Here is an 18,741-nt window from a genome sequence, read left to right on the forward strand (position 1 = left end):
TGCGAATAATTCTTATCCAGCCCACCCATGAGCCGCCGCTTCCATGCCCAGATGCCGACCTCGTCCGAGGCGTCGCGCCTGCACCAGGCGCCCCTGCGCCGGCAGTTTGCGGTCCGGCGCGTGCTGCCGGACGACGCCGTGCCGGAACGCGAACGCCAGCTCGAGGAACTGGGCTTCTACGCCGGCGAGCAGGTGATGGTGATGAGCCGCGGCTTTCCCGGCGGCGACCCGCTGGTGGTGCGCATCGGGGCGTCGACCTTCGCGCTGCGCGGTGCTGAAGCCGCCTGCGTGGAGATCGAACCGCTCGGACCCGCGCCGGCGCCCTGATGACGGAATCGATCGTCCACTTCCATCCTGCGGGCTGGCTCGCGGCCCTGGTGGGGAACCCGAACGCCGGCAAGACCGCGCTGTTCAACCGGCTGACCGGCAGCAGCCAGAAGGTCGCCAACTACGCCGGGGTCACGATCGAGCGCAAGGAAGGGCGGCTGCAGCTGGCGTCCGGCAAGACGGTGCGGATCCTGGACCTTCCAGGCACGTACAGCCTGCATCCGCGTTCGCCGGACGAGCGCATCACCTGCGAGGTGCTCCTGGGCCGCGCCAACGGCGAGAAGCGGCCCGACCTGGTGGTCTGCGTGCTGGACGCCACCAACCTGCGGCGCGGCCTGCGGCTGGTGCTGGGCGTCAAGCGGATGGGCCTGCCCTGCGTCGTGGCCCTGAACATGGCCGACCTGGCGGCGAGCCGCGGATTGCGCATCGACGCCGATGCGCTGGCGCGCGAACTCGGCGTGCCGGTGGTCAGCACGGTGGCGGTGCAGGGCGAGGGCGATGCACAGCTGCGGGCCTTGCTCGATCAGCCGCAGGTGTGGCAGCGGCCGGCAGCCCCGGCTCCGCAGGCCAGCGACGTCGCCGACCACGAGGCGGTGCGCTCGCTGCTGTTGCGGCTCGGCCTGGACCAGGTGGCGCCGCACCTGCCGAGCGATCGCATCGACCGGGTCGTGCTGCATCCGCTGATCGGCCCGCTGCTGCTGGCGGTGCTGCTGTTCCTGGTGTTCCAGGCCGTGTTCGCATGGGCGGCGCCGCCGATGGATGCGATCAAGGCCGGCACGTCGGCGCTCGCACGCCTGGTGGAAAGCACCGTGCCGGCCGGACGGTTCCAGAGTTTCCTGGCCGACGGCCTGATCGCGGGTGTCGGCGGCGTGCTGGCCTTCCTGCCGCAGATCCTGATCCTGTTCTTCTTCATCCTGGTCCTGGAGGAATCCGGCTATCTGCCGCGCGCCGCGTTCCTGCTGGACCGGATCATGGGCGGGGTCGGGCTGTCGGGCCGCTCGTTCATCCCGCTGCTCTCCAGTTTTGCCTGCGCGATCCCCGGCATCATGGCGACGCGCACCATCAGCAATCCGCGCGACCGGCTGGTGACGATCATGATCGCGCCGCTGATGACGTGCTCGGCCCGGCTGCCGGTGTACGCGCTGTTGATCGGCGCGTTCATCCCGCACCGCAGCGTCGGGCCGGGCATCGAGCTGCAGGGGCTGGTGCTGTTCTGCCTCTACGCCGCCGGCGTGCTGGGCTCGCTGGCGGTGGCCTGGGTGCTCAAGCGCTTCAGCGGCCGCGGGCAGGTGCGCGCGCTGATGATGGAACTGCCCGCGTACCACCTGCCGCGGGTGCGCAACGTGGCGCTCGGGCTGTGGCAGCGTGCCCTCATCTTCCTGCGCCGGGTCGGCGGCATCATCCTGGTGCTGACCATCGCGTTGTGGTTCCTGGCCAGCTTCCCACTGCCGCCGCCCGGCGCGGTGCGGCCGGCGATCGAATACAGCATTGCCGGCATGCTGGGCCACGCGCTGGCCGTGGTGCTGGCACCGATCGGGTTCAACTGGCAGATCAGCATTGCGCTGGTGCCGGGAATGGCCGCGCGCGAAGTGGCGGTCGGCGCGCTGGGCACCGTGTATGCGCTGTCGGCGAGCGGCGTGAACACGGCCGGTGCGCTGGCCCCGCTGATCGCCCAGAGCTGGAGCCTGGCGACCGCGCTGTCGCTGCTGGCCTGGTTCGTGTTCGCGCCGCAGTGCCTGGCCACGCTGGCGACGGTCAAGCGCGAGACCGGCGGCTGGCGCTGGCCGCTGGTGATGGCCGGCTACCTGTTCGGACTGGCCTACCTGGCGTCGTTCGTCACTTACCGCGTCGCACTGATGCTCGGCTGGGGCTGACCCCGGCACGTCAGCTGGCGGACGATCCCATCTGCGACTGCAGGTAGTTCTGCAGGCCGACCTGGTTGACCAGGTCCAGCTGGGTCTCCAGGAAGTCGATGTGCTCCTCGGTGTCGCCGAGGATGCCTTGCAGGATGTCCCGCGACACGTAGTCGCGCACGGTCTCGCAGTGGGCGATGCCGTCCTTCACGGCGGCCTGGGCGCCGCGCTCGCTTTGCAGGTCGCATTCCAGGATCTCCGGGACGGTCTCGCCGACCAGCAGCTTGCCCAGGTCCTGCAGGTTCGGCAGGCCGCCGAGCATCAGGATGCGCTCCATCAGGCGGTCGGCGTGCTTCATCTCGCCGATCGACTCCTCGTACTCCTTCTTGGCCAGCGCCTCGAAGCCCCAGTGCTTGAGGATCCGGTAGTGCAGGAAGTACTGGTTGGTGGCCGTCAGTTCGTTGCGCAGCTGGGCCTGCAGATGCTGGATGACTTGCGGATCGCCTTGCATGGTGACTCCTTCTTGGTTCGCGACATTGTTGCACCGGCGGCGGGCTCAGACATCGGCCCACATCCGCAGCAGGTTGTGATACACGCCGGTGAGCTTCACCGTCTCGGCCGTGTCGCCGCCCTGGCGCAGCGCCAGGATCGCCATGTCCAGGTCGTACAGCAGGCGGCGCTGGTCGTCGCGCCGCACCATGCTTTCGATCCAGAAGAAGCACGCCAGCCGCTCGCCGCGCGTCACCGGTTCGACCCGGTGCACCGAGGTGCCGGGGTACATGACGAGGTCGCCGGCCTGGAATTTCACCCGCTGCTCGCCGTAGGTGTCGTTGATGACGAGGTCGCCGCCGTCATAGCTGTCCGGCGGGCTCAGGAACAGCGTGCAGGAGATGTCGGTGCGGACATGGCGAGCCGTCGCCGCGTGGGTCCGCACGGCGTTGTCGATGTGGTCGCCGAACGCGTTGCTGGCGCCGCCGTAGCGGTTGAACAGCGGCGGGTAGACGCTCCTGGGCAGCGCGCCGGTGACGAACATCGGATTGCGCGCCAGGGCGACCGACGCGATGTGCCGCGCCTGCTGCGCCGCCGGGCAATCCTCCGGCAGCTGCTGATTGTTCTTGGCTTGCGCGCTCTGGTCGCCGGCAGTCGCGCGGCCGTCGGTCCAGTCGGCGTCCATCACCAGGCGGCGGACCTGGTGCAGTTCATCGGCGGTCAGGACCTGGGCGATGCGCAGCAACATGTCGTGAGCGCCGCTCGCTCAGAAGCGCCCGGTCCAGGTGGCGCGGACGGTGCGCAGCGGCGCAACCGTAGGCCACGCCTGGTAGAGCGAGCTGTAGTAGACCTTGTTGGTGAGGTTGTCGATGTTCAGCCGGAAGCTGTGGTTGTCGCTGTAGGCATATTCCAGCATCGCGTCCCAGCGCGTGTAGCCGGGCGCGCGGTTGGCCAGCGCCGCCGCATTGGCCGACGCCGGGCCGTTCTTGCTGGCCGCGGTGAAGCCGCCGCCGACGCGCCATCGGTCCGCCAGCCTGTAGGTGCTCCAGAGGCTGGCCTGGCGCTTGGGCGCCAGCCCGGGATTCATGCCGACGGTCGCCTGCGCCGACGCCGATGAGCCGGCCTTGTCGATCACTGCATGCATGAAGGCGACGCCGGCGAAGATGTCCCACAGCGGCGTGATGCGTCCGGTGACTTCGAACTCCAGCGCGTCGGTGTGGCGCTGTCCCGAGAGCAGGAATTCGCCGCTGGCCTGGTTGACGTCGGTATTGCGCTCGTTGTACTTGTCGGTGCGGGCCAGCGCCGTGCGCAGCGACAGGTCGCCGTCCCACAGCTCCCACTTGGCGCCGATCTCGATGTTGCGGCTGCTTTCGGGGGGCGTGTTGGCGCTGTTGGCGTCGTACTGGTACAGGTCGCCCGAGGTGTTGAACGAGGTGCCGTAGGAGGCGTAGTAGCTCACCTCGTCGCGCGGCTGGTACATCACGCCCAGCCGCTTGCTCCAGACGCCGTCGCTGCGCGCCAGCGGCGTGTTGTTGGGCGCCGCGTTGCCGGAGCGCTCGAAGTTGCCGGAAAAGCGGTCGTAGCGCAGTCCGGCCAGCAGCTTCCATTGCGGCGTCAGCTCGATGGTGTCCTGCGCGTACAGGCCGACGGCGGTGGAGCTGAACTGGGTCTGTGCAAAGCGCACCCGGGTGTCCACGATCGGGCTGTTGTCGGCAAGGTCGACGGTGGTGGATGGCCGCAGCGGCACGTTGCGGTAACCGTCGCGCGCGGAACGCTCGCGCGCGATGTCGGTTCCGAGCAGCAGCTGGTTCTCGCGGCCGAACCATTGCGTGCGGGTGAGGTAGTCGCTTTGCAGGAAGCTGTGGTGCTCTGCGCCGGCCCGGGTCTGGGTGCCGCGCGGCACCACGGTGCTGGGGCCGAAGCTGGCCTGCGTCACGCCCGGTGCCAGGGCGTTGACCTGCGTGGCCCACAGGTCGCGCCTGAACTCGCCGTCGCGCAGGCTGGTCTTGAGGCTGCTGCCGTCGCTCCATCGGTGGGTGTGCGTCACCGTCGCGATGTCGGCGCTGTCGCGCTGGTAGTCCGAGTCAGCGCCGTACCACTTGTCCGCGGGGAACGGGGCCGGGCGCAGTTGCAGCCAGCGGCCGCCGAGGTCGGGCTTGTCGTCGTAATCGAGGTGGTACAGGCTTAACACGAGTCTGTCGCTGCTGCCGATGTCCAGCCGGTAGTCGAGCGCCAGGCCGCGGCGCTGCGTCGACGCCTTGCCGGCGCGCCCGTCCCAGTCGGTGGTCATGGTGCCGATGCGCAGTGCGGCGTTGTCGCCGGTCCTGATATTGAAGTCACCGGTGGTGCGCAGGTAGTTGCCGTCGCCGACCGTCACGTCGACCTGGTGCTGCGTCGCCAGCCGCGGCACCTTGCTGACCTGGTTGACCACGCCGCCGGTGGAGCCGCGGCCGAACAGCATCGAGGCCGAGCCGCGCAGCACCTCGATCCTGTCGATGTTGAAGGTGTCGCGGTTGTACTGCGCGATGTCGCGGATGCCGTCCAGGTAGATGTCGCCCGACACGCTGAAACCGCGCAGCCGGATGCTGTCGCCGATGCGGCCGCCTTCGCCGGCTTCGAAGCTGATGCCCGGCACGTTGCGCAGCGCTTCCTTGAACGAATCCTTGCCCTGGTCCTGGAGCAGTTTGTCGTTGACCACGGTGAGCGACTGCGGAATGTCCCTGGCCGTCGCGCCGGTCTTGCCGACGCTGACGACGCCGCTCTGGTAGGTCTGGCTGTCGCGGTCGCGGGTGCCGCGCACGATCACCGGCGCAAGCGCGGTGCTCGCCTCGGGCTGGGCCCAGCTGCCGACCGACGCGGCCAGCAGCATGGCCCCCAGGGGCAGCAGGGCGTCGCGCGAGGCCGGCGCGGATCTCGCGTCGCAGGATGAGGAATGGGTGCGGTCGTCATGAGCCAAGATGGCCTCCGGATCGAGCGCGCCGAACTGGCGCGCGGGTTGGCGGGGAGGCTGGCTAAGGGGCCGCAAGGCAGGTGGCTGGCCGGGACGTCGCGATCATAACCTAAATGAGAATTGATCGCATTTGGCGATTCGCATAATCGCTCCATGCCGCCGTCATCCGATCCCAAGCCCGTCATCGTCTGCGCCGACGACTTCGCCCTGAGCGAAGCCGTGTCGCTCGGCATCGCCCGGCTGGCCGCCATGGGCCGCATCAGTGCGACCAGCGCCATGGTGCTGTCGCCGCGCTGGACCGGCGACGCGGCATTGCTGCGCGACCTGCGCGGGCGCATCGACGTCGGACTGCACCTGGACTGGACCAGCCCGCTGGCGGTTGCTGCCGGCCACGGCATGTCGCTGGGGCGCGCGATGCTGCGTTCGCTGGCCGGCGGCTTCGAGCGCGCCCGGGTGACGGCCGCGATCGAGCGCCAGCTCGACGCCTTCGAGGCGCAATGGCAGGCGGCACCGGACCACGTCGACGGCCACCAGCACGTGCAGCAGTTCCGCGGGATCCGCGAGCCGCTGCTCGATGTCCTGGACCGCCGCTACGGGACCGGCGCCGGGCCCTGGGTGCGCGTGTCGCAGCCCGTGGGCGCAGGCACGGGGGTCAAGGGCCGGGTGGTTGCCGCCATGGGCGCGCGCGCTCTGGCGGCAGCGCTGTCGCAGCGGGGGCGCGCCGCGTCACCCGCGCTGGTGGGCATGTACGGCTTCGACGGCAGCAGCGCCGGCTACGCAGCCAGGCTGGCCGGCTGGCTGCGCGACGCCCCGGCCGGCGCGGTGCTGATGTGCCATCCGGCCGCGCGGGCGGACGACGCGGACGAGATCGGCGCGGCGCGCTTGCGCGAATTCGAGTGCTGGCGCGGCGAGGCCGCTAGCGCTGCGCTTGCAGCGGCGCATGCGGTGCCGGCACGGGGCCCGGCGCGGCAGCCAGTCCCTGGCCCTGGCGCTCGCTGACGAGGTAGACCGGCCGGCGCTTGACTTCGTCGTAGATGCGGCCGACGTACTCGGCCAGCACGCCCACCGACAGCAGCTGGATGCCGCTGAGGAACATCATCGCCACGACGATGGTCGCGAAGCCGGGTGCGGCGATGCCGTAGTAGAAATATTCGAAGATCACCCACGCGCCGTAGGCCAGCGATGCCAGCGCCAGCAGGAAGCCGACCACGCTCAAGGCGCGCAGCGGCGCGGTGGAAAAGGCCAGCATGCCGGTCATCGCCAGCCGGAACGCGCCCTTGATCCCGAAATGGGTGCGGCCCTGCGACCGGGGCAGCGGCTCGTAGTCGAGCGGCAGGCTCTTGAACCCGACCCACGCGTAGAAGCCCTTCATGAAGCGGTTGCGCTCCGGCAGCGCCTTGAGCGCCTCCACCACCTTGCGGTCCATCAGCCGGAAATCGCCGGCGCCGGCCGGGATCTCGATCGGGCTGCCCCAGTTGATCAGCCGGTAGAACGTCTTGATCATCCGCCGGTGCAGCCGCGACTGGTCCTCGCGCACCCGCCGCACCCCGTACACCACGTCGGCGCCGTCGCGCCATCCCTGCAGCATGGGGGCGACCATGTCCGGCGGGTGCTGGCCGTCGGCATCGACGAACAGCAGCAGGTCGCCGGCGGCCGCTTCCATGCCCGCCGTCAGTGCCGCTTCCTTGCCGAAATTGCGCGACAGCCGCAGCAGCACGATCTCGGGGTTGGTGGCCCCCAGCCGCTCGACGATGGCGGCCGTGTCGTCCTTGCTGCCGTCGTCCACCACGATCAGCTCGATGCGGCGAAACAGCGGCCGCAGCGTGGCCAGCATGGTCCCGAGCGTGTCGGCCAGGCTGGCGGCCTCGTTGTAGGCGGGCACCACGCAGGAGATGGAGGGGGTCGATTCGGTACGCTGGAGCATCGGCCAATGGTAATGGGACGGCCGGCCGGGAGCCCTGAAAGCCGTCGGCAATCTGGCGGTGTCGGAAAAGTCCCACGGCAGCACGCCCGGGCTTTCCTACTTTGCTGCACCGCAGCGGGCCTAGAGTGCCCGCATGGGGACCATAAAGCAGGGCGGATGGCCCGTCGATACCGAACCGTCGTGGACCGACGATACCTTGCCCCTGGACGTCCGCCGCAAGCTGCTGGACCGGGCGCTGGACACCATCAAGGCCCAGAAGCGCGTGGCGCACGGCCATCCCGGCAACCAGGGGCAGCCTGACCATCCCGGCGAGAGCGGCTCGGAATCGGCCGACCACAACGATTAGCAACGCAAAGGGGAAGCCTGATGTCAGACGACAAAAGCAAGCGAGGCGGCCAGGACCGCGAGCGCATCAACGTCAACGAAGACTACGAACTGCGCGACTGGGCCAAGAGCCTGAACACGACGCCGGACCGGGTGAAGGAAGCGGTCCAGGCCGTGGGCGACCGGGCCGAGAAGGTCCGCGAGTTCCTGAAGAACAAGTAAGGCGCCGCGCGGCTAGACCGCGCCCTCGAACATCAGCACGTCGACCGCGTCGCCCGCGGCGACGTTGCCCTGTGCGTGGTGCAGCACGATCAGGCCGTTGGCCTGCACCATCGAGCTGAGCACGCCGGAGCCCTGGTTGCCCGTGGTCTGCACCACCAGGCTTCCGTCCTGGGCCCGGCTGACGATCCCCCGCTGGTATTCCGTGCGTCCCGGCTTCTTGCGCAAGGCCTGGGCGCTGATCGCCTTCAACAGCGGCATGGCCTCCGGCCGCGCGCCCATCATCTGCAGCAGCGCCGGCCGGACGAACGCCAGGAAGGTCACCATCACGGCCACCGGATTGCCCGGCAGGCCGAAAAGAATCGCCCCGCCGGCCCGGCCCGGGCCGGTCGAAGCAATGCGGCCCACCGCCATCGGCCGGCCGGGCCGCATCGCGATCCGCCAGAACTCCACGTCGCCCAGCTGCTTCATCATCGCCCGGGTGTAGTCGGCCTCGCCCACGCTGACGCCGCCGCTGGTGATGATGGCGTCGGCCTTGCTCGCCGCCTCCGTGAACGCCGCTTCCAGCAGCGCCGGCTCGTCGCGCACCACGCCCATGTCGATCACCTCGCAGCCCAGCCGGGTGAGCAGGCCGAACACGGTGTAGCGGTTGCTGTCGTAGACCGCGCCTTCGCGCGGCGCCTGGCCCAGGCTCAGGATCTCGTCGCCGGTGGAGAAGTACGCGACCCGCAGCTTGCGCCACACCGGCACCGTCGGCAGCCCCAGGCTGGCGACCAGGCCGCAGGCGGCCGGCAGCAGCCGCTCGCCGCGCCGCAGCGCCGGCGTGCCTTCATGCAGGTCCTCGCCCTTCAGGCGCCGGTTGTCGCCGGGCTGCAGCAGCTTGGGCGGGATGGCGATCGCCGGCCCGTCGACGGTGACGAACTCCTGGGGCACCACCGTGTCCAGCCCCGCCGGCATGATGGCGCCGGTCATGATCTTCACGCACTGGCCGAGCCGAACCGTTCCCTGCCAGGCCTTGCCGGCCAGCGCGGTGCCCACCACCTCCAGCGCCAGCGGCGCATCGGTGCGCAGTTGCGAACTGTCGAAGGCGTAGCCGTCCATCGCGGAGTTGTCGTGCGGCGGCACGCTGACCGGCGAGACCACGTCTTGCGCCAGCACGCGGCCCAGCGCCTCGAAGATGCCGACCTCCTCGACCTCCAGCACCGGATCCACCAGCTGGGCCAGGAAGGCGTTGACGCCGTCAGCGCTCAGCGCCTGCGGGTCGTAGCCTTGCAGCTGCGCCGCGATCTGCGCGATCGTCTTCATGGCCGCTCGAGCTGGTGCAGTTCGGCCAGCGTGTTGGCGTTGAAGAAGGCGCGCGGGTCGTCGCCGGGGGCATCGAAGGGCATCAGCACCGTCTTGTGCTGCGCGGTCCAGGCGTCGATCTTGCGGCCGCCCTCGTGGGTGAAGCGCACCAGGCTCTCCAGCAGCTCGCGGCGCAGCAGGCAGAACACCGGCTGCGCCCGCAGCTGGCCGTCTTCCTCGCGCGCGGCCGCCATCGCGATCTCCGCGCCCTCGCGCTGCGCCGCCTGCGCCAGCCGGGCCACCAGGTCGTGCGGAAACAGCGGCGTGTCGCAGGGCACGGTGAGCAGCCACTCGGTCTCGCAGCGCTCCAGCCCGGTGAGGAAGCCGGCCAGCGGGCCGGCGTAGTCCGCCAGCACGTCGGGCCAGACCGGTGCGCCGAACGCCTCGTAGGCCGACAGGTTGCGGTTGGCGTTGACCATCAGCTGGCCGACCTGGGGCTGCAGCCGCAGCAGGGTGAAGAGGGCGAGCGGCACCCCGTTGAAATTCTGCAGGCCCTTGTCGACGCCGCCCATGCGCGAGCCGCGGCCGCCGGCCAGCACCAGGCCGGTGATCTGCGATGCGTCGGCGGCCATGTCAGCCACCGATGTAGCTCATCTCGACCCGCCGCGCGCCGCTGCCGGCATCCGGCGGCAGGCTGCTGCGCAGCTGCGAGTAGCGGTCGTCGCGGCCGTGCCAGATGTGGCCGATCGCCGACGCCAGCTGCTCGTCGCTCGCGCTCCCGCGCACCAGCGAGCGCAGGTCGTGGCCCTGCGTGGCGAACAGGCACAGATAAAGCCGGCCTTCGGTGGACAGCCGGGCGCGGTTGCAGTCGCCGCAGAACGCCTGCGTGACGCTGCTGATCACGCCGATCTCCCCGCCGCCGTCGGCATAGCCCCAGCGCTCGGCCGTCTCGCCCGGCGCCGAAGGATCGAGCTGCACCAGCGGCAGTTCCGAGCCGATGTGCCGGACCACTTCGGCCGACGGCATCACCTCGTTCATGCGCCAGCCGTTGGTGGCGCCCACGTCCATGTACTCGATGAAGCGCAGCACGATGCCGGTGCCCTTGAAGTGGCGCGCCATCGGCAGGATCTCGTGCTCGTTGGTGCCGCGCTTGACCACCATGTTGATCTTGATCGGCCCCAGGCCCGCGTCCCTGGCCGCCTCGATGCCCCGCAGCACCTCGGCCACCGGAAAGTCCACGTCGTTCATCGAGCGGAACACGTTGTCGTCCAGCCCGTCCAGGCTGACCGTCACGCGCTGCAGGCCGGCGGCCTTCAGGGCCTTGGCCTTGCGCGCCAGCAGCGAGCCGTTGGTGGTCAGCGTCAAGTCCAGCGGCTCGCCGTCGACGGTGCGCAGGGCCGCGAGCTGCTCGACCAGGATCTCGATGTTCTTGCGCAGCAGCGGCTCGCCACCGGTCAGGCGGATCTTGCGCACGCCGTGGGCGACGAACTGCTTCGCGATCCGGGTGATCTCCTCGAAGGTCAGCAGGTCCGCATGCGGCAGGTAGGGGTAGTCCTTGTCGAACACCTCCTTGGGCATGCAGTAGCTGCAGCGGAAGTTGCAGCGGTCCGTCACGCTGATGCGCAGGTCGCGCAGCGGCCGTCCCAGCGCGTCGGACAACAGGCCGGTGGCGGCGATCGGCTGCGCCGGCACGGCCGCGGGCCGCGCGGCGACGCGCTGGTCGATCAGGGGGATGACGCGTTCGGCCATGCGGACCATTGTCTCCGGTCAGACGCAGCGTGCGCCGTCGACCTCGATGCAAACCCCTGAAATGAAAGCGGCTTCATCGCTGGCCAGGTAGAGCGCCGCGTTGGCGACGTCCAGCGCGGTGGAAAAGCGCCCCAGCGGGATCGTGGCACGGAACTTGGCGCGCACCGCGTCGTCCACCGGGCCGCCGGCGAACTCGGCCGACAGGCCGGTGTCCGGGTTGAACACCGGATTGATGCAGTTGACGCGGATGTTGTCGGGGCCCAGTTCGGCCGCCAGCGACTTGCTGGTGGTGATGACGGCGCCCTTGGAGCCGTTGTACCAGGTCAGGCCCGGGCGCGGCCGGACGCCGGCGGTGGAGGCGATGTTGATGAAGCTGCCGCCCTTGTTGGCACGGAACGCAGGAACCGCATGCACGGTGGCCAGGTAGATGCTCTTCATGTTCACCGCATAGCACTTGTCGAAGTCTTCCTCGCTCACTTCCAGGGCGGGGCGGTTGCGGTGGGTCCAGCCGGCGTTGTTGACCATCACGTCCAGCTTGCCGTGGCGCTGCACTGCGGCGGCGACCAGCGCCTTGACCTCGTCCGACTTCGTGACGTCGGCGGCGAAGAACGAGGCGTTGCCGCCGGCGGCCTTGATCTGCGCGACGACCTTCTCGCCCAGGTCCTTGTTGATGTCGTTGACGATCACGTTGGCGCCTTCCTGCGCCAGCCGCTTGGCGATGCCTTCGCCGATGCCGCTGCCGGCGCCGGTGACGATGATGGATTTGTCTTTCACGCGCATTGGGTGTCTCCTGGGTCCTGGGGGTTCAACCGTGCTTGATGGCGACGGTCTTGAGGGTGGTGAAGCCGTACAGCGCCTCGAAGCCCTTTTCGCGGCCGTAGCCGGAGGACTTGACGCCGCCAAACGGCAGTTCGACGCCGCCGCCGGCGCCGTAGTTGTTGATGAAGACCTGGCCGCTCCTGACGCGCTTGGCCATGCGGAACTGGCGGCCGCCGTCGCGGGTCCAGACGCCGGCCACCAGGCCGAACTGGGTGGCGTTGGCCAGCTCCACCGCCTGGTCCTCGTCGCGGAAGCTCATGGCCGCCAGCACCGGGCCGAACACTTCCTCCTGCGCCAGCCGGTGCGACACCGGCACGTCGCGCAGCAGGGTTGGCGCCTGATAGTAGCCCGTCTCCGGCGCTTCCTCCACCACCTGGCCCTGCGCCACCATGGCAATGCCGGCGTGCTGGGCGTCGGACAGGAAGTCCCACACCCGCTGCTGCTGGCTGGCGCGGATCAGCGGGCCCACGTCCAGGTCCATCGCCGCCGGGCCGACGCGCAGGTTCTCGAAGGCCTTGCCCAGGCGTTCCAGCAGCGGCTCGTAGATCGATTGCTGCACCAGCAGGCGCGAGCCGGCCGAGCAGGTCTGGCCGGCGTTCTGCACGATGGCGTTGACCACCATCGGCAGCGCGGCGTCCAGGTCGGCGTCCTCGAAGATGACCTGCGGGCTCTTGCCGCCCAGCTCCAGCGTGACCGGGCAGTGGCGCTCGGCGGCCACCTGCTGGATCAGCGTGCCGACCTTGGGGCTGCCGGTGAAGCTGATGTGGTCGATGCCGGGATGGCGGGCCAGCGCGTCGCCCACCTCGTGGCCGTAGCCGGTGACGATGTTGATGGCGCCGGCCGGAAAGCCCACTTCGGTCGCCAGTTGCGCCACCCGGATCAGCGACAGGCAGGCGTCTTCCGACGGCTTGACCACGCAGACGTTGCCGGCCGCCAGGGCGCCGCCCACGCTGCGCCCGAAGATCTGCATCGGGTAATTCCACGGGATGATGTGGCCGGTGACGCCGTGCGGCTCGCGCCAGGTCAGCACGCTGTAGCCGTCCAGGTAGGGGATGGTGTCGCCGTGCAGCTTGTCGCAGGCGCCGGCGTAGAACTCGAAATAGCGGGCCAGCGCCAGGGCGTCGGCCGTGGCCTGCTTGGTGGGCTTGCCGCAGTCGCGCTGCTCCAGCTGCCACAGTTCCTCGGCGTGCTCGGCCACCTTGGCCGACAGGCGCATCAGCAGCCGGCCGCGCTCGGCCGCGCTGAGCTTGGACCAGACCGCGTCGTAGCACTGGCGCGCCGCATGGACGGCCTGGTCGATGTCCTCGGCGGTGCCGCGCTGCAGTTCGTCGAACGGCTGGCCGTCCGACGGGTCGATCACGGGGATGGTGCGGCCTCCGGAAGAAGGCAGGGAGGCGTTGGCGATGTAGTGAAGCTGCATCCCGCCATTGTCCCGGAAACCGGATGGCCGTTTCCGGACGCCGGCCTCTTGGAGGTGCCGGATGCCGGCACGGGCCGCCCTGTCGCGGCCGTGAAGGGTGTTCAGTGCCGGCCGTATGCGGGCCTTCAGCGGCGCACGCTGTGGGCCCCCATCTCGTCGCTTCGCATGGCCGCGATCGCGGTAATTGCGGCGACCTCGCTGAATCGCGCTTGCGGCGGCGGGCTTGCGGCGGACAGATCGGCGTTGGTTGATCTCCTCTATCCAAAAGCCTGGGGTGCGTCCATCCCACCGCAGCCCGACAGTCCTCCTGCCGGGCTGCAAACCTCCTCCAAATTGTCTAAGGACTTTCCCGAGTTCTGCTGTAAAGGTTGACAGGGCAGGGGACTTGCAGACCCGTCACCTGTGGTCAATATTTAGCGGGTGCCAAGGGATAGAACGGAGCGCTGGCAGGCGCACTGGGGGGGGAATGTTCTGGCATTCATGGCCGGGGCGATCAGCCCCCAAGTTAGATGCGTTCCCGCAGGCGGACCTGCTCTGGGCGTTGGGGAGCGTTTCGGCCTTGCACCGCACGGCGTTCTCTGCGGAACTGGTCGCCCGCGAATTCCCTGGAGAAGGAAGTGTCACGAAACTGGTCCAGGCGGCACGGACGCTCGGTTTCCACATCAAGACAATCCATGTATCGGCGGACAAGCTGGCCCGCCTGCCGCTGCCGGTCCTGGTGGTGCTGAAGGGCGAAGCTGCCGAGGATCGGCTTGCGCTGGTTACTGCCGCCAACGAAGAAGCGGCGGTCGTCTTCGAAGGCGGGACGAATACGCCCCGGCCGCTGAACCTGCCCGATCTCGACTTGCGGTTGGCGGGCACGGGCTGGATCCTCGCACCGCAAATCCAGGCCGCGAACGACGCGGACGCTCAATCCGGCGGCGCCGCGGGCGTGACAAGGCATTTCGGATTCGGCTGGTTCGGTCCCGAACTGCTGCGCCATCGCAAGGTGTGGCGCGATGTGTTGCTCGCCTCCCTGGCGTTGCAGCTGGTGGCGCTGGCCACCCCGCTGTTCACCCAGGCGATCGTCGACAAGGTCGTTGTCCACCGCACCGAAAGCACGTTGATCGCGATCGCTGCAGTGATGGCCATCTTACTGGTCTTCAACGGTGTACTCAGTTGGGGGAGACAGTACCTCGTGCTGCACACGGGCAATCGCGTGGATGCAGTCTTGGGCGCGGCAGTCTGGGACCACTTGCTCAAATTGCCGGCCTCGTATTTCGAGCGCCGGCCGACCGGCGTCGTTGCAGCGCGCCTGCATGCGGTCGAGAACATCCGGGAGTTCGTTTCTGGCGCGGCCATCAGCATGCTGCTGGACTTGCCTTTCCTAGTGATCTGCCTGGCGGTAATGTTTTCATACAGCGCGGTCCTGAGCGGTTTGTGCGTCAGCGTGGTCCTTGTGATTGCGCTAGCCAGTCTCGTCATGGCGCCCGTCTTCCAGAGGCAACTGAACGAACAATTCCTGCTGGGGGCGCGCAACCAGGCCTTCGTCACGGAACACATTGCCGGGTTCGAAACCGTGAAGACGCTGCAGATGGACCCGCAATTGCGGCAACGCTACGGCGGCTACTTGGCGACCTATCTGGCGAGCGGTTTCCGCACGAAACAGATCGGCAACACCTACAACACCTTTGCCAACAGCATGGACCAGGTCACAACCTTGTTGATCCTGGTGATCGGGGGATACACGGTCATGACGAATTCGGCGTTCACCATAGACCAGCTCGCCGTCGTTTAGGTTGCACCAGGCTTCGATCTTGGTCCGCTGCGCTTCAAGGCTTACGCCTTCCTCTGCCTGGCCTTGGGTGCTAACTCTGATGTAGCCGATGACCTTTTGCACTTTGCACTCCTTCGCTGTTCCACCTACCGCATAGGTAAGTATCTGCGTATGTACGTATTATGCCACGACTAGGGTCCGATAGCTACACTGACCTATGCCAACAAAAAGTTATGCCGCCATGAAAGTCGCTTCTCTGCTCGCCGTCTGTATCGCCGTTTCCTTCGGCCCGGGCGCGAGCGCACAGACGCGAGCCGCGGCTGACTACATTCGGGTTTTGGAAGACGCCGGGTATCCGCTTGCACTCTTGAAGGCCGCCCCCTTCTCGAAGGGGAGGGGGTGGGCTACGACTTTCTTGTACAAGGTCCAGGGGGACAAAAACCCGTTGGTATTTTTTGCTAATGTCTCAAGGGAGAAAAATGGAGCCGAGATCTTCTTTAAGGTGTTTCGCGACTGCGTTCCCAGCGATGCGCGTGTGAATCCGCCGCAAAAACACGTCATCATGGTTAGCAGTCGGAAAATCCAAGCCACTTCAGTATGTGTGGGCGCACCAGGCAAGGAAACGCAGGACATATTCACCATCGACTCTGAAGAAGGTAGCAGCTTCATCAAAAAGGAGTTCGCTGATAAGGAAGCCGCGAACGACATGGTGTTCGTCCAATTGCACGATCTGCCGGTGCCGTTTTTGCCAGAAGGCTTTTCAAAGGCACTGACTGAAGCGAGCGGCAAAGCGCTGTAAGCTAATTACCGTCGCCCCTATCTAGGGCTGTCGTCATCGCCATGCGGGCCAGCTTCCTGCACTCCTTCACGTCCACCGACGTCTTGAAGCGGTGCTCCGGAACCTCCAGCAAAGACGACAAAAATCACAATTTCTGGAATGAAACCTAAGGCGTCGGGCCATTACCTCCCACAAGCCTTGCGCTCCCACTTGTCTTTGACTCTACCTTCGGCCACGGTCTGCCACTGCATGTTTTCAGGTCGATCAGCACCGCCGCAGGCCAGCGGCCGAATGTGGTCAATGACATAGCCCTTGCACGGCCCTTTGTGCGCGCCGGTGGCAGGACACGGATGCCGCTGCTTGAATTCGACCTTGCCGCTCTGGCTGCGCTTGGTCCTGGCTTCTGCTGGCGTCATAAGGCCAAGGCCGGTGAAGGTCAACGCCAGCATCAGGTTAGAACACCACCTTGACATGGTGAGGGTCGTTCGTGTCATGCGGGATGGAGCCAGAGCGACTTGATGATTTGATTGTTTTTCACCACAGGAAAAATTCTGCGCGTGGAATACCGGGTGGTTTCCTTGCCGCCGCGGTCGGAAGATTTGACCCGCCCCCTGTTTCCGCCCTGTTCTCAGCTAACCCGGCTCACCAGCTCGCGGGCGGCGCGAATCTCGGCGTTCACCATGCTGGTCAGCTCGCGCAGCTTCTGCCGGTGGCCGCCCTTGTAGGCGTTCAGGGATGCCCTGGCCTTGCCGTCGGGGGTGCGCGGCCCGGTGGCCTGCTGCCACGGTTGCCAGGTGCGGATCAGCGCCGCCTGACGTGCTCTGCGCTCGGGTGTCCAGCTCGATGCCATGCGATGCCTTCAAATAGTCCGTTTTACAGGCTCGTGGTTTTGGCCCGCATGCGCGAGCGCGCGCCACCCGTCACCTGGAAACGAAGGGAAAGTACGTGGCGACGGCCAGCTTGCTGCCGAAGCTCGACAGGTGCCCGATGTCGGCCACCAGGTACTGCCCGTCGCGCCTGAAATCGCAATCCTGGGCATGGCACAGCTTCGCCAGCGGATCGATGAAGGTGCCCGCTGGGAGCACCGCCGCGAGCCTGCCGTTGATGTCTCGGCTGAAGCTCAGCGGCGCGGAAGCCTCGGCAGTGGTCGCCGAGTTGCCGCCCTGCGCGAAGAGCGTTTGCACGTCGTTGTTGAAGACGGTCGACTGGCCGATCACGTAGACGGCGACGCCCATCCGGTTAAGGCGCGCCACGGTGTCGGCCACCTGGCTGGGAGAAACGCCGCGTTTGAACAAGGATTCCCAGCGCCCGACCATCACGACGGTCTTGATCCCGTATTTGGAGATGATCTGCGGAAGGTTGTCGTTGAACTCGCGGCAGTGAGGACGAATGGCCGTGTAGTAGTCGAAGACCGGCGGGCACGCCGAGGCGGTGTACTGCAGATAATCGACGGAGAGATGCGCCGCTTCGTCGACGAGGCCGGGAGCGTAATGTGCCGCGTAGGAATCACCCCAGAGCAAGACGGTTTTCCCGCGCCCGCGCGAGAGAAAGCAATCGTCGCCGCGCCAGGAGCGGAAGGTCTGATTGCCATCGAGGAAGCAGGTGCCTCCGTTGTATCGCTCCTTCCCCGAGATGGTCTGCTGCTCGAAATTCGGGTAGCGGAAGCTCAAGCCCTGGCTGTAGATCCCAGCGAACGCCGCGGCGGTCATCAGCGTCATCGCAGCAGCCGAGCCGGCGAAAATCATCCGGGAGTTGAAGAACCGCCGGTTCTGCCGGAACGGCATCTCGACGTATCGCCAGGACAAGATGGAAATCGCTAGTGCCGCGGTCATGACGCCGGCCGTTTCCACCACCGTCAACTGACGCATTGCCTGGTATTTCGCCAAGGCCAGCAGCGGCCAATGCCACAGGTAGAGGGAATAGGAAATTTTCCCGACGAACACCAGCGGCCGCACGCTCAACAGCCGCGAAACCCAGGCACCGCCGCGGCCGCCCGCGTCGATGATGGCCGCAGCACCAAGGCAGGGAAGCAAGGCATTCCAGCCGGGGAACGAACTCTCTTCGGAGAGCATCGTGATGCCGTACAGAATCGCAAGCAACCCGGCGCCGGCAACGATCTCCCTGATCGCGCGGGGAGAAGGGCTGATTCGTTCAGGTCGAAGCGCGATCAAGGCGCCGACCGCCAATTCCCAGAATCTCATCGGCAGGAGATAGAACGTCGACGTCGGCGCATGGGTCAGGCCCCACACGCTCAGCGCGAACGACGGCAACGTCAGCACCAGCAGCCAGATCATGTACTTGGACTTGAGCCACCTGGCGATGACATACAGGATCAGCGGCATGAAGATGTAGAACTGCTCTTCGACGCCGAGCGACCAAGTGTGGAGCAGCGGCTTGAACTCGGACCCGCCATCGAAATAGCTGGAGCTGCGCCAGAAGAAGATGTTCGAGACGAAGAAGGTGGCGGCGATCAGGCTCCGGGAAAAACTCTCCATGTCGGGCGGCAACAGCACCTTCGCCGCGACGGCCGAGGTTGCCAGGAACATCACAGTGAGCGCCGGCAATATCCGGCGGCAACGATTCTCGTAGAAGCGGATGATCGAGAACTCGTTGCGTGCGAGCGCACGGGCAATGAGCGAGCAGATCAGATAGCCCGATATGACGAAGAAAATGTCGACGCCGATGAAGCCGCCCGACAGCCCTGGTATGTGAGCGTGGAAAAGCACGACGGGCAATACAGCCAGCGCGCGAAGGCCGTCGACGTCCGATCGATACTTCATCAACAATCCCTTCTTTTGCGATCGTGTGCCCAGCTCGATGCCATGTGATGCCTCAATAGTTAGTTTTGC

20 protein-coding genes and 1 pseudogene are annotated in these 18,741 nt (G+C 67.2%); 8 read left to right on the top strand and 13 right to left on the bottom strand.

Annotated features, from left to right (window positions below; translation table 11 throughout):
* Nucleotides 1-27: 27 nt before the first annotated feature.
* Both ACFPOE_RS18850 and feoB read left to right on the top strand, forming a co-directional pair.
* A complete protein-coding gene (locus tag ACFPOE_RS18850; protein ID WP_376851828.1) occupies nt 28-327 on the top strand; it encodes a FeoA family protein in 300 nt (99 codons plus the stop codon).
* Nucleotides 327-2,201, top strand: coding sequence for a ferrous iron transporter B (gene feoB, locus ACFPOE_RS18855; protein ID WP_376851829.1), 1,875 nt, complete (start codon nt 327-329; stop codon nt 2,199-2,201). Before ACFPOE_RS18850 ends, feoB begins: the two co-directional genes overlap by 1 nt.
* A 10-nt stretch (nt 2,202-2,211) precedes the next feature.
* Here the strand turns inward: feoB and bfr are convergent, their stop codons facing one another.
* From bfr to ACFPOE_RS18870, 3 genes are read right to left on the bottom strand one after another with little or no spacing between them, the layout of a single operon-like run.
* Nucleotides 2,212-2,691 (bottom strand): bacterioferritin, encoded by a 480-nt coding sequence (gene bfr / locus ACFPOE_RS18860; protein ID WP_376851830.1) that lies wholly within the window; start codon nt 2,689-2,691, stop codon nt 2,212-2,214.
* 45 nt (nt 2,692-2,736) lie between these two features.
* A complete protein-coding gene (locus ACFPOE_RS18865; RefSeq protein ID WP_376851831.1) occupies nt 2,737-3,417 on the bottom strand; it encodes a Fe2+-dependent dioxygenase in 681 nt (226 codons plus the stop codon).
* Nucleotides 3,418-3,435: 18 nt separating this feature from the next.
* Nucleotides 3,436-5,625, bottom strand: a complete 2,190-nt coding sequence (locus ACFPOE_RS18870; protein ID WP_376851832.1) for a TonB-dependent receptor — start codon at nt 5,623-5,625, stop codon at nt 3,436-3,438.
* A gap of 147 nt (nt 5,626-5,772) precedes the next feature.
* On the opposite strand from ACFPOE_RS18870, the gene ACFPOE_RS18875 reads away from it, so the two are divergent.
* A complete protein-coding gene (locus tag ACFPOE_RS18875; RefSeq protein WP_376851833.1) occupies nt 5,773-6,618 on the top strand; it encodes a ChbG/HpnK family deacetylase in 846 nt (281 codons plus the stop codon).
* Here ACFPOE_RS18875 and ACFPOE_RS18880 read toward each other — a convergent pair.
* On the bottom strand, nt 6,536-7,543 hold the full coding sequence (locus ACFPOE_RS18880) for a glycosyltransferase family 2 protein (protein WP_376851834.1): 1,008 nt from the start codon (nt 7,541-7,543) through the stop codon (nt 6,536-6,538). The two genes, ACFPOE_RS18875 and ACFPOE_RS18880, sit on opposite strands and share 83 nt — an antisense overlap.
* Before the next feature lie 196 nt (nt 7,544-7,739).
* On the opposite strand from ACFPOE_RS18880, the gene ACFPOE_RS18885 reads away from it, so the two are divergent.
* Nucleotides 7,740-7,889: a hypothetical protein gene (locus ACFPOE_RS18885; RefSeq protein WP_376851835.1), complete on the top strand. Its 150-nt coding sequence runs from the start codon at nt 7,740-7,742 to the stop codon at nt 7,887-7,889.
* A 20-nt stretch (nt 7,890-7,909) separates the two neighbouring features.
* Nucleotides 7,910-8,089 carry a DUF3606 domain-containing protein gene (locus tag ACFPOE_RS18890; RefSeq protein ID WP_376851836.1) on the top strand — a complete coding sequence of 60 codons (180 nt, stop codon included), beginning with the start codon at nt 7,910-7,912 and terminating at the stop codon, nt 8,087-8,089.
* 12 nt (nt 8,090-8,101) lie between these two features.
* Here the strand turns inward: ACFPOE_RS18890 and moeA are convergent, their stop codons facing one another.
* Genes moeA through ACFPOE_RS18915 form a run of 5 tightly spaced genes read right to left on the bottom strand, consistent with a single transcriptional unit; the run spans nt 8,102 to nt 13,358 of the window.
* Complete coding sequence (gene moeA / locus ACFPOE_RS18895) at nt 8,102-9,391, bottom strand: molybdopterin molybdotransferase MoeA (RefSeq protein ID WP_376851837.1); 1,290 nt, start codon at nt 9,389-9,391, stop codon at nt 8,102-8,104.
* The gene (gene mobA / locus ACFPOE_RS18900) at nt 9,388-10,002 is read right to left on the bottom strand and encodes a molybdenum cofactor guanylyltransferase MobA (protein WP_376851838.1); all 615 of its coding nucleotides are present in this window, start codon (nt 10,000-10,002) and stop codon (nt 9,388-9,390) included. The genes moeA and mobA overlap by 4 nt, the downstream gene beginning before the upstream one ends.
* A gap of 1 nt (nt 10,003) precedes the next feature.
* Entirely contained in the window at nt 10,004-11,119 is a 1,116-nt protein-coding gene (gene moaA, locus ACFPOE_RS18905; RefSeq protein ID WP_376851839.1) for a GTP 3',8-cyclase MoaA, read from the bottom strand.
* A gap of 18 nt (nt 11,120-11,137) precedes the next feature.
* Complete coding sequence (locus ACFPOE_RS18910; RefSeq protein ID WP_376851840.1) at nt 11,138-11,899, bottom strand: SDR family oxidoreductase; 762 nt, start codon at nt 11,897-11,899, stop codon at nt 11,138-11,140.
* Nucleotides 11,900-11,924: 25 nt separating this feature from the next.
* The gene (locus tag ACFPOE_RS18915) at nt 11,925-13,358 is read right to left on the bottom strand and encodes an aldehyde dehydrogenase family protein (protein WP_376851841.1); all 1,434 of its coding nucleotides are present in this window, start codon (nt 13,356-13,358) and stop codon (nt 11,925-11,927) included.
* Between ACFPOE_RS18915 and ACFPOE_RS18920 the strand changes: the two genes are divergently transcribed.
* Together ACFPOE_RS18920 and ACFPOE_RS18925 are read left to right on the top strand one after the other, a co-directional pair.
* A complete protein-coding gene (locus ACFPOE_RS18920) occupies nt 13,347-13,730 on the top strand; it encodes a hypothetical protein (protein ID WP_376851842.1) in 384 nt (127 codons plus the stop codon). The two genes, ACFPOE_RS18915 and ACFPOE_RS18920, sit on opposite strands and share 12 nt — an antisense overlap.
* Before the next feature lie 94 nt (nt 13,731-13,824).
* Nucleotides 13,825-15,135, top strand: a complete 1,311-nt coding sequence (locus ACFPOE_RS18925) for an ABC transporter transmembrane domain-containing protein (RefSeq protein WP_376851843.1) — start codon at nt 13,825-13,827, stop codon at nt 15,133-15,135.
* 27 nt (nt 15,136-15,162) lie between these two features.
* Here ACFPOE_RS18925 and ACFPOE_RS18930 read toward each other — a convergent pair.
* Nucleotides 15,163-15,237: pseudogene (locus tag ACFPOE_RS18930) on the bottom strand (hypothetical protein); the annotation flags it as partial.
* A 118-nt stretch (nt 15,238-15,355) separates the two neighbouring features.
* Between ACFPOE_RS18930 and ACFPOE_RS18935 the strand changes: the two are divergent.
* Nucleotides 15,356-15,913: a hypothetical protein gene (locus ACFPOE_RS18935; protein ID WP_376851844.1), complete on the top strand. Its 558-nt coding sequence runs from the start codon at nt 15,356-15,358 to the stop codon at nt 15,911-15,913.
* Between the two features lie 161 nt (nt 15,914-16,074).
* Here ACFPOE_RS18935 and ACFPOE_RS18940 read toward each other — a convergent pair whose 3' ends face one another.
* The 3 genes from ACFPOE_RS18940 to ACFPOE_RS18950 all read right to left on the bottom strand — a co-directional run bounded on the left by ACFPOE_RS18940 (nt 16,075) and on the right by ACFPOE_RS18950 (nt 18,672).
* Nucleotides 16,075-16,341 (bottom strand): HNH endonuclease signature motif containing protein, encoded by a 267-nt coding sequence (locus tag ACFPOE_RS18940; protein WP_376851845.1) that lies wholly within the window; start codon nt 16,339-16,341, stop codon nt 16,075-16,077.
* Between the two features lie 179 nt (nt 16,342-16,520).
* Nucleotides 16,521-16,742: a hypothetical protein gene (locus ACFPOE_RS18945; protein ID WP_376851846.1), complete on the bottom strand. Its 222-nt coding sequence runs from the start codon at nt 16,740-16,742 to the stop codon at nt 16,521-16,523.
* A 70-nt stretch (nt 16,743-16,812) separates the two neighbouring features.
* A complete protein-coding gene (locus ACFPOE_RS18950) occupies nt 16,813-18,672 on the bottom strand; it encodes an acyltransferase family protein (protein WP_376851847.1) in 1,860 nt (619 codons plus the stop codon).
* Nucleotides 18,673-18,741 lie beyond the last annotated feature (69 nt).

It is taken from the genome of Caenimonas terrae (genome assembly GCF_042655405.1).
In the GTDB taxonomy this organism is placed as follows: domain Bacteria; phylum Pseudomonadota; class Gammaproteobacteria; order Burkholderiales; family Burkholderiaceae_C; genus Ramlibacter; species Ramlibacter terrae_A.

Excerpts from the sequence above, each read along its gene's own strand:
- ACFPOE_RS18850 (WP_376851828.1), top strand. The coding sequence starts at position 28 with ATGAGCCGCCGCTTCCATGCCCAGATGCCGACCTCGTCCGAGGCGTCG.
- feoB (WP_376851829.1), top strand. The coding sequence starts at position 327 with ATGACGGAATCGATCGTCCACTTCCATCCTGCGGGCTGGCTCGCGGCC.
- bfr (WP_376851830.1), bottom strand. The coding sequence starts at position 2,691 with ATGCAAGGCGATCCGCAAGTCATCCAGCATCTGCAGGCCCAGCTGCGC.
- ACFPOE_RS18865 (WP_376851831.1), bottom strand. The coding sequence starts at position 3,417 with ATGTTGCTGCGCATCGCCCAGGTCCTGACCGCCGATGAACTGCACCAG.
- ACFPOE_RS18875 (WP_376851833.1), top strand. The coding sequence starts at position 5,773 with ATGCCGCCGTCATCCGATCCCAAGCCCGTCATCGTCTGCGCCGACGAC.
- ACFPOE_RS18880 (WP_376851834.1), bottom strand. The coding sequence starts at position 7,543 with ATGCTCCAGCGTACCGAATCGACCCCCTCCATCTCCTGCGTGGTGCCC.
- ACFPOE_RS18890 (WP_376851836.1), top strand. The coding sequence starts at position 7,910 with ATGTCAGACGACAAAAGCAAGCGAGGCGGCCAGGACCGCGAGCGCATC.
- moeA (WP_376851837.1), bottom strand. The coding sequence starts at position 9,391 with ATGAAGACGATCGCGCAGATCGCGGCGCAGCTGCAAGGCTACGACCCG.
- mobA (WP_376851838.1), bottom strand. The coding sequence starts at position 10,002 with ATGGCCGCCGACGCATCGCAGATCACCGGCCTGGTGCTGGCCGGCGGC.
- moaA (WP_376851839.1), bottom strand. The coding sequence starts at position 11,119 with ATGGCCGAACGCGTCATCCCCCTGATCGACCAGCGCGTCGCCGCGCGG.
- ACFPOE_RS18910 (WP_376851840.1), bottom strand. The coding sequence starts at position 11,899 with ATGCGCGTGAAAGACAAATCCATCATCGTCACCGGCGCCGGCAGCGGC.
- ACFPOE_RS18915 (WP_376851841.1), bottom strand. The coding sequence starts at position 13,358 with ATGCAGCTTCACTACATCGCCAACGCCTCCCTGCCTTCTTCCGGAGGC.
- ACFPOE_RS18925 (WP_376851843.1), top strand. The coding sequence starts at position 13,825 with ATGTTCTGGCATTCATGGCCGGGGCGATCAGCCCCCAAGTTAGATGCG.
- ACFPOE_RS18935 (WP_376851844.1), top strand. The coding sequence starts at position 15,356 with ATGAAAGTCGCTTCTCTGCTCGCCGTCTGTATCGCCGTTTCCTTCGGC.
- ACFPOE_RS18940 (WP_376851845.1), bottom strand. The coding sequence starts at position 16,341 with ATGCTGGCGTTGACCTTCACCGGCCTTGGCCTTATGACGCCAGCAGAA.
- ACFPOE_RS18945 (WP_376851846.1), bottom strand. The coding sequence starts at position 16,742 with ATGGCATCGAGCTGGACACCCGAGCGCAGAGCACGTCAGGCGGCGCTG.
- ACFPOE_RS18950 (WP_376851847.1), bottom strand. The coding sequence starts at position 18,672 with ATGAAGTATCGATCGGACGTCGACGGCCTTCGCGCGCTGGCTGTATTG.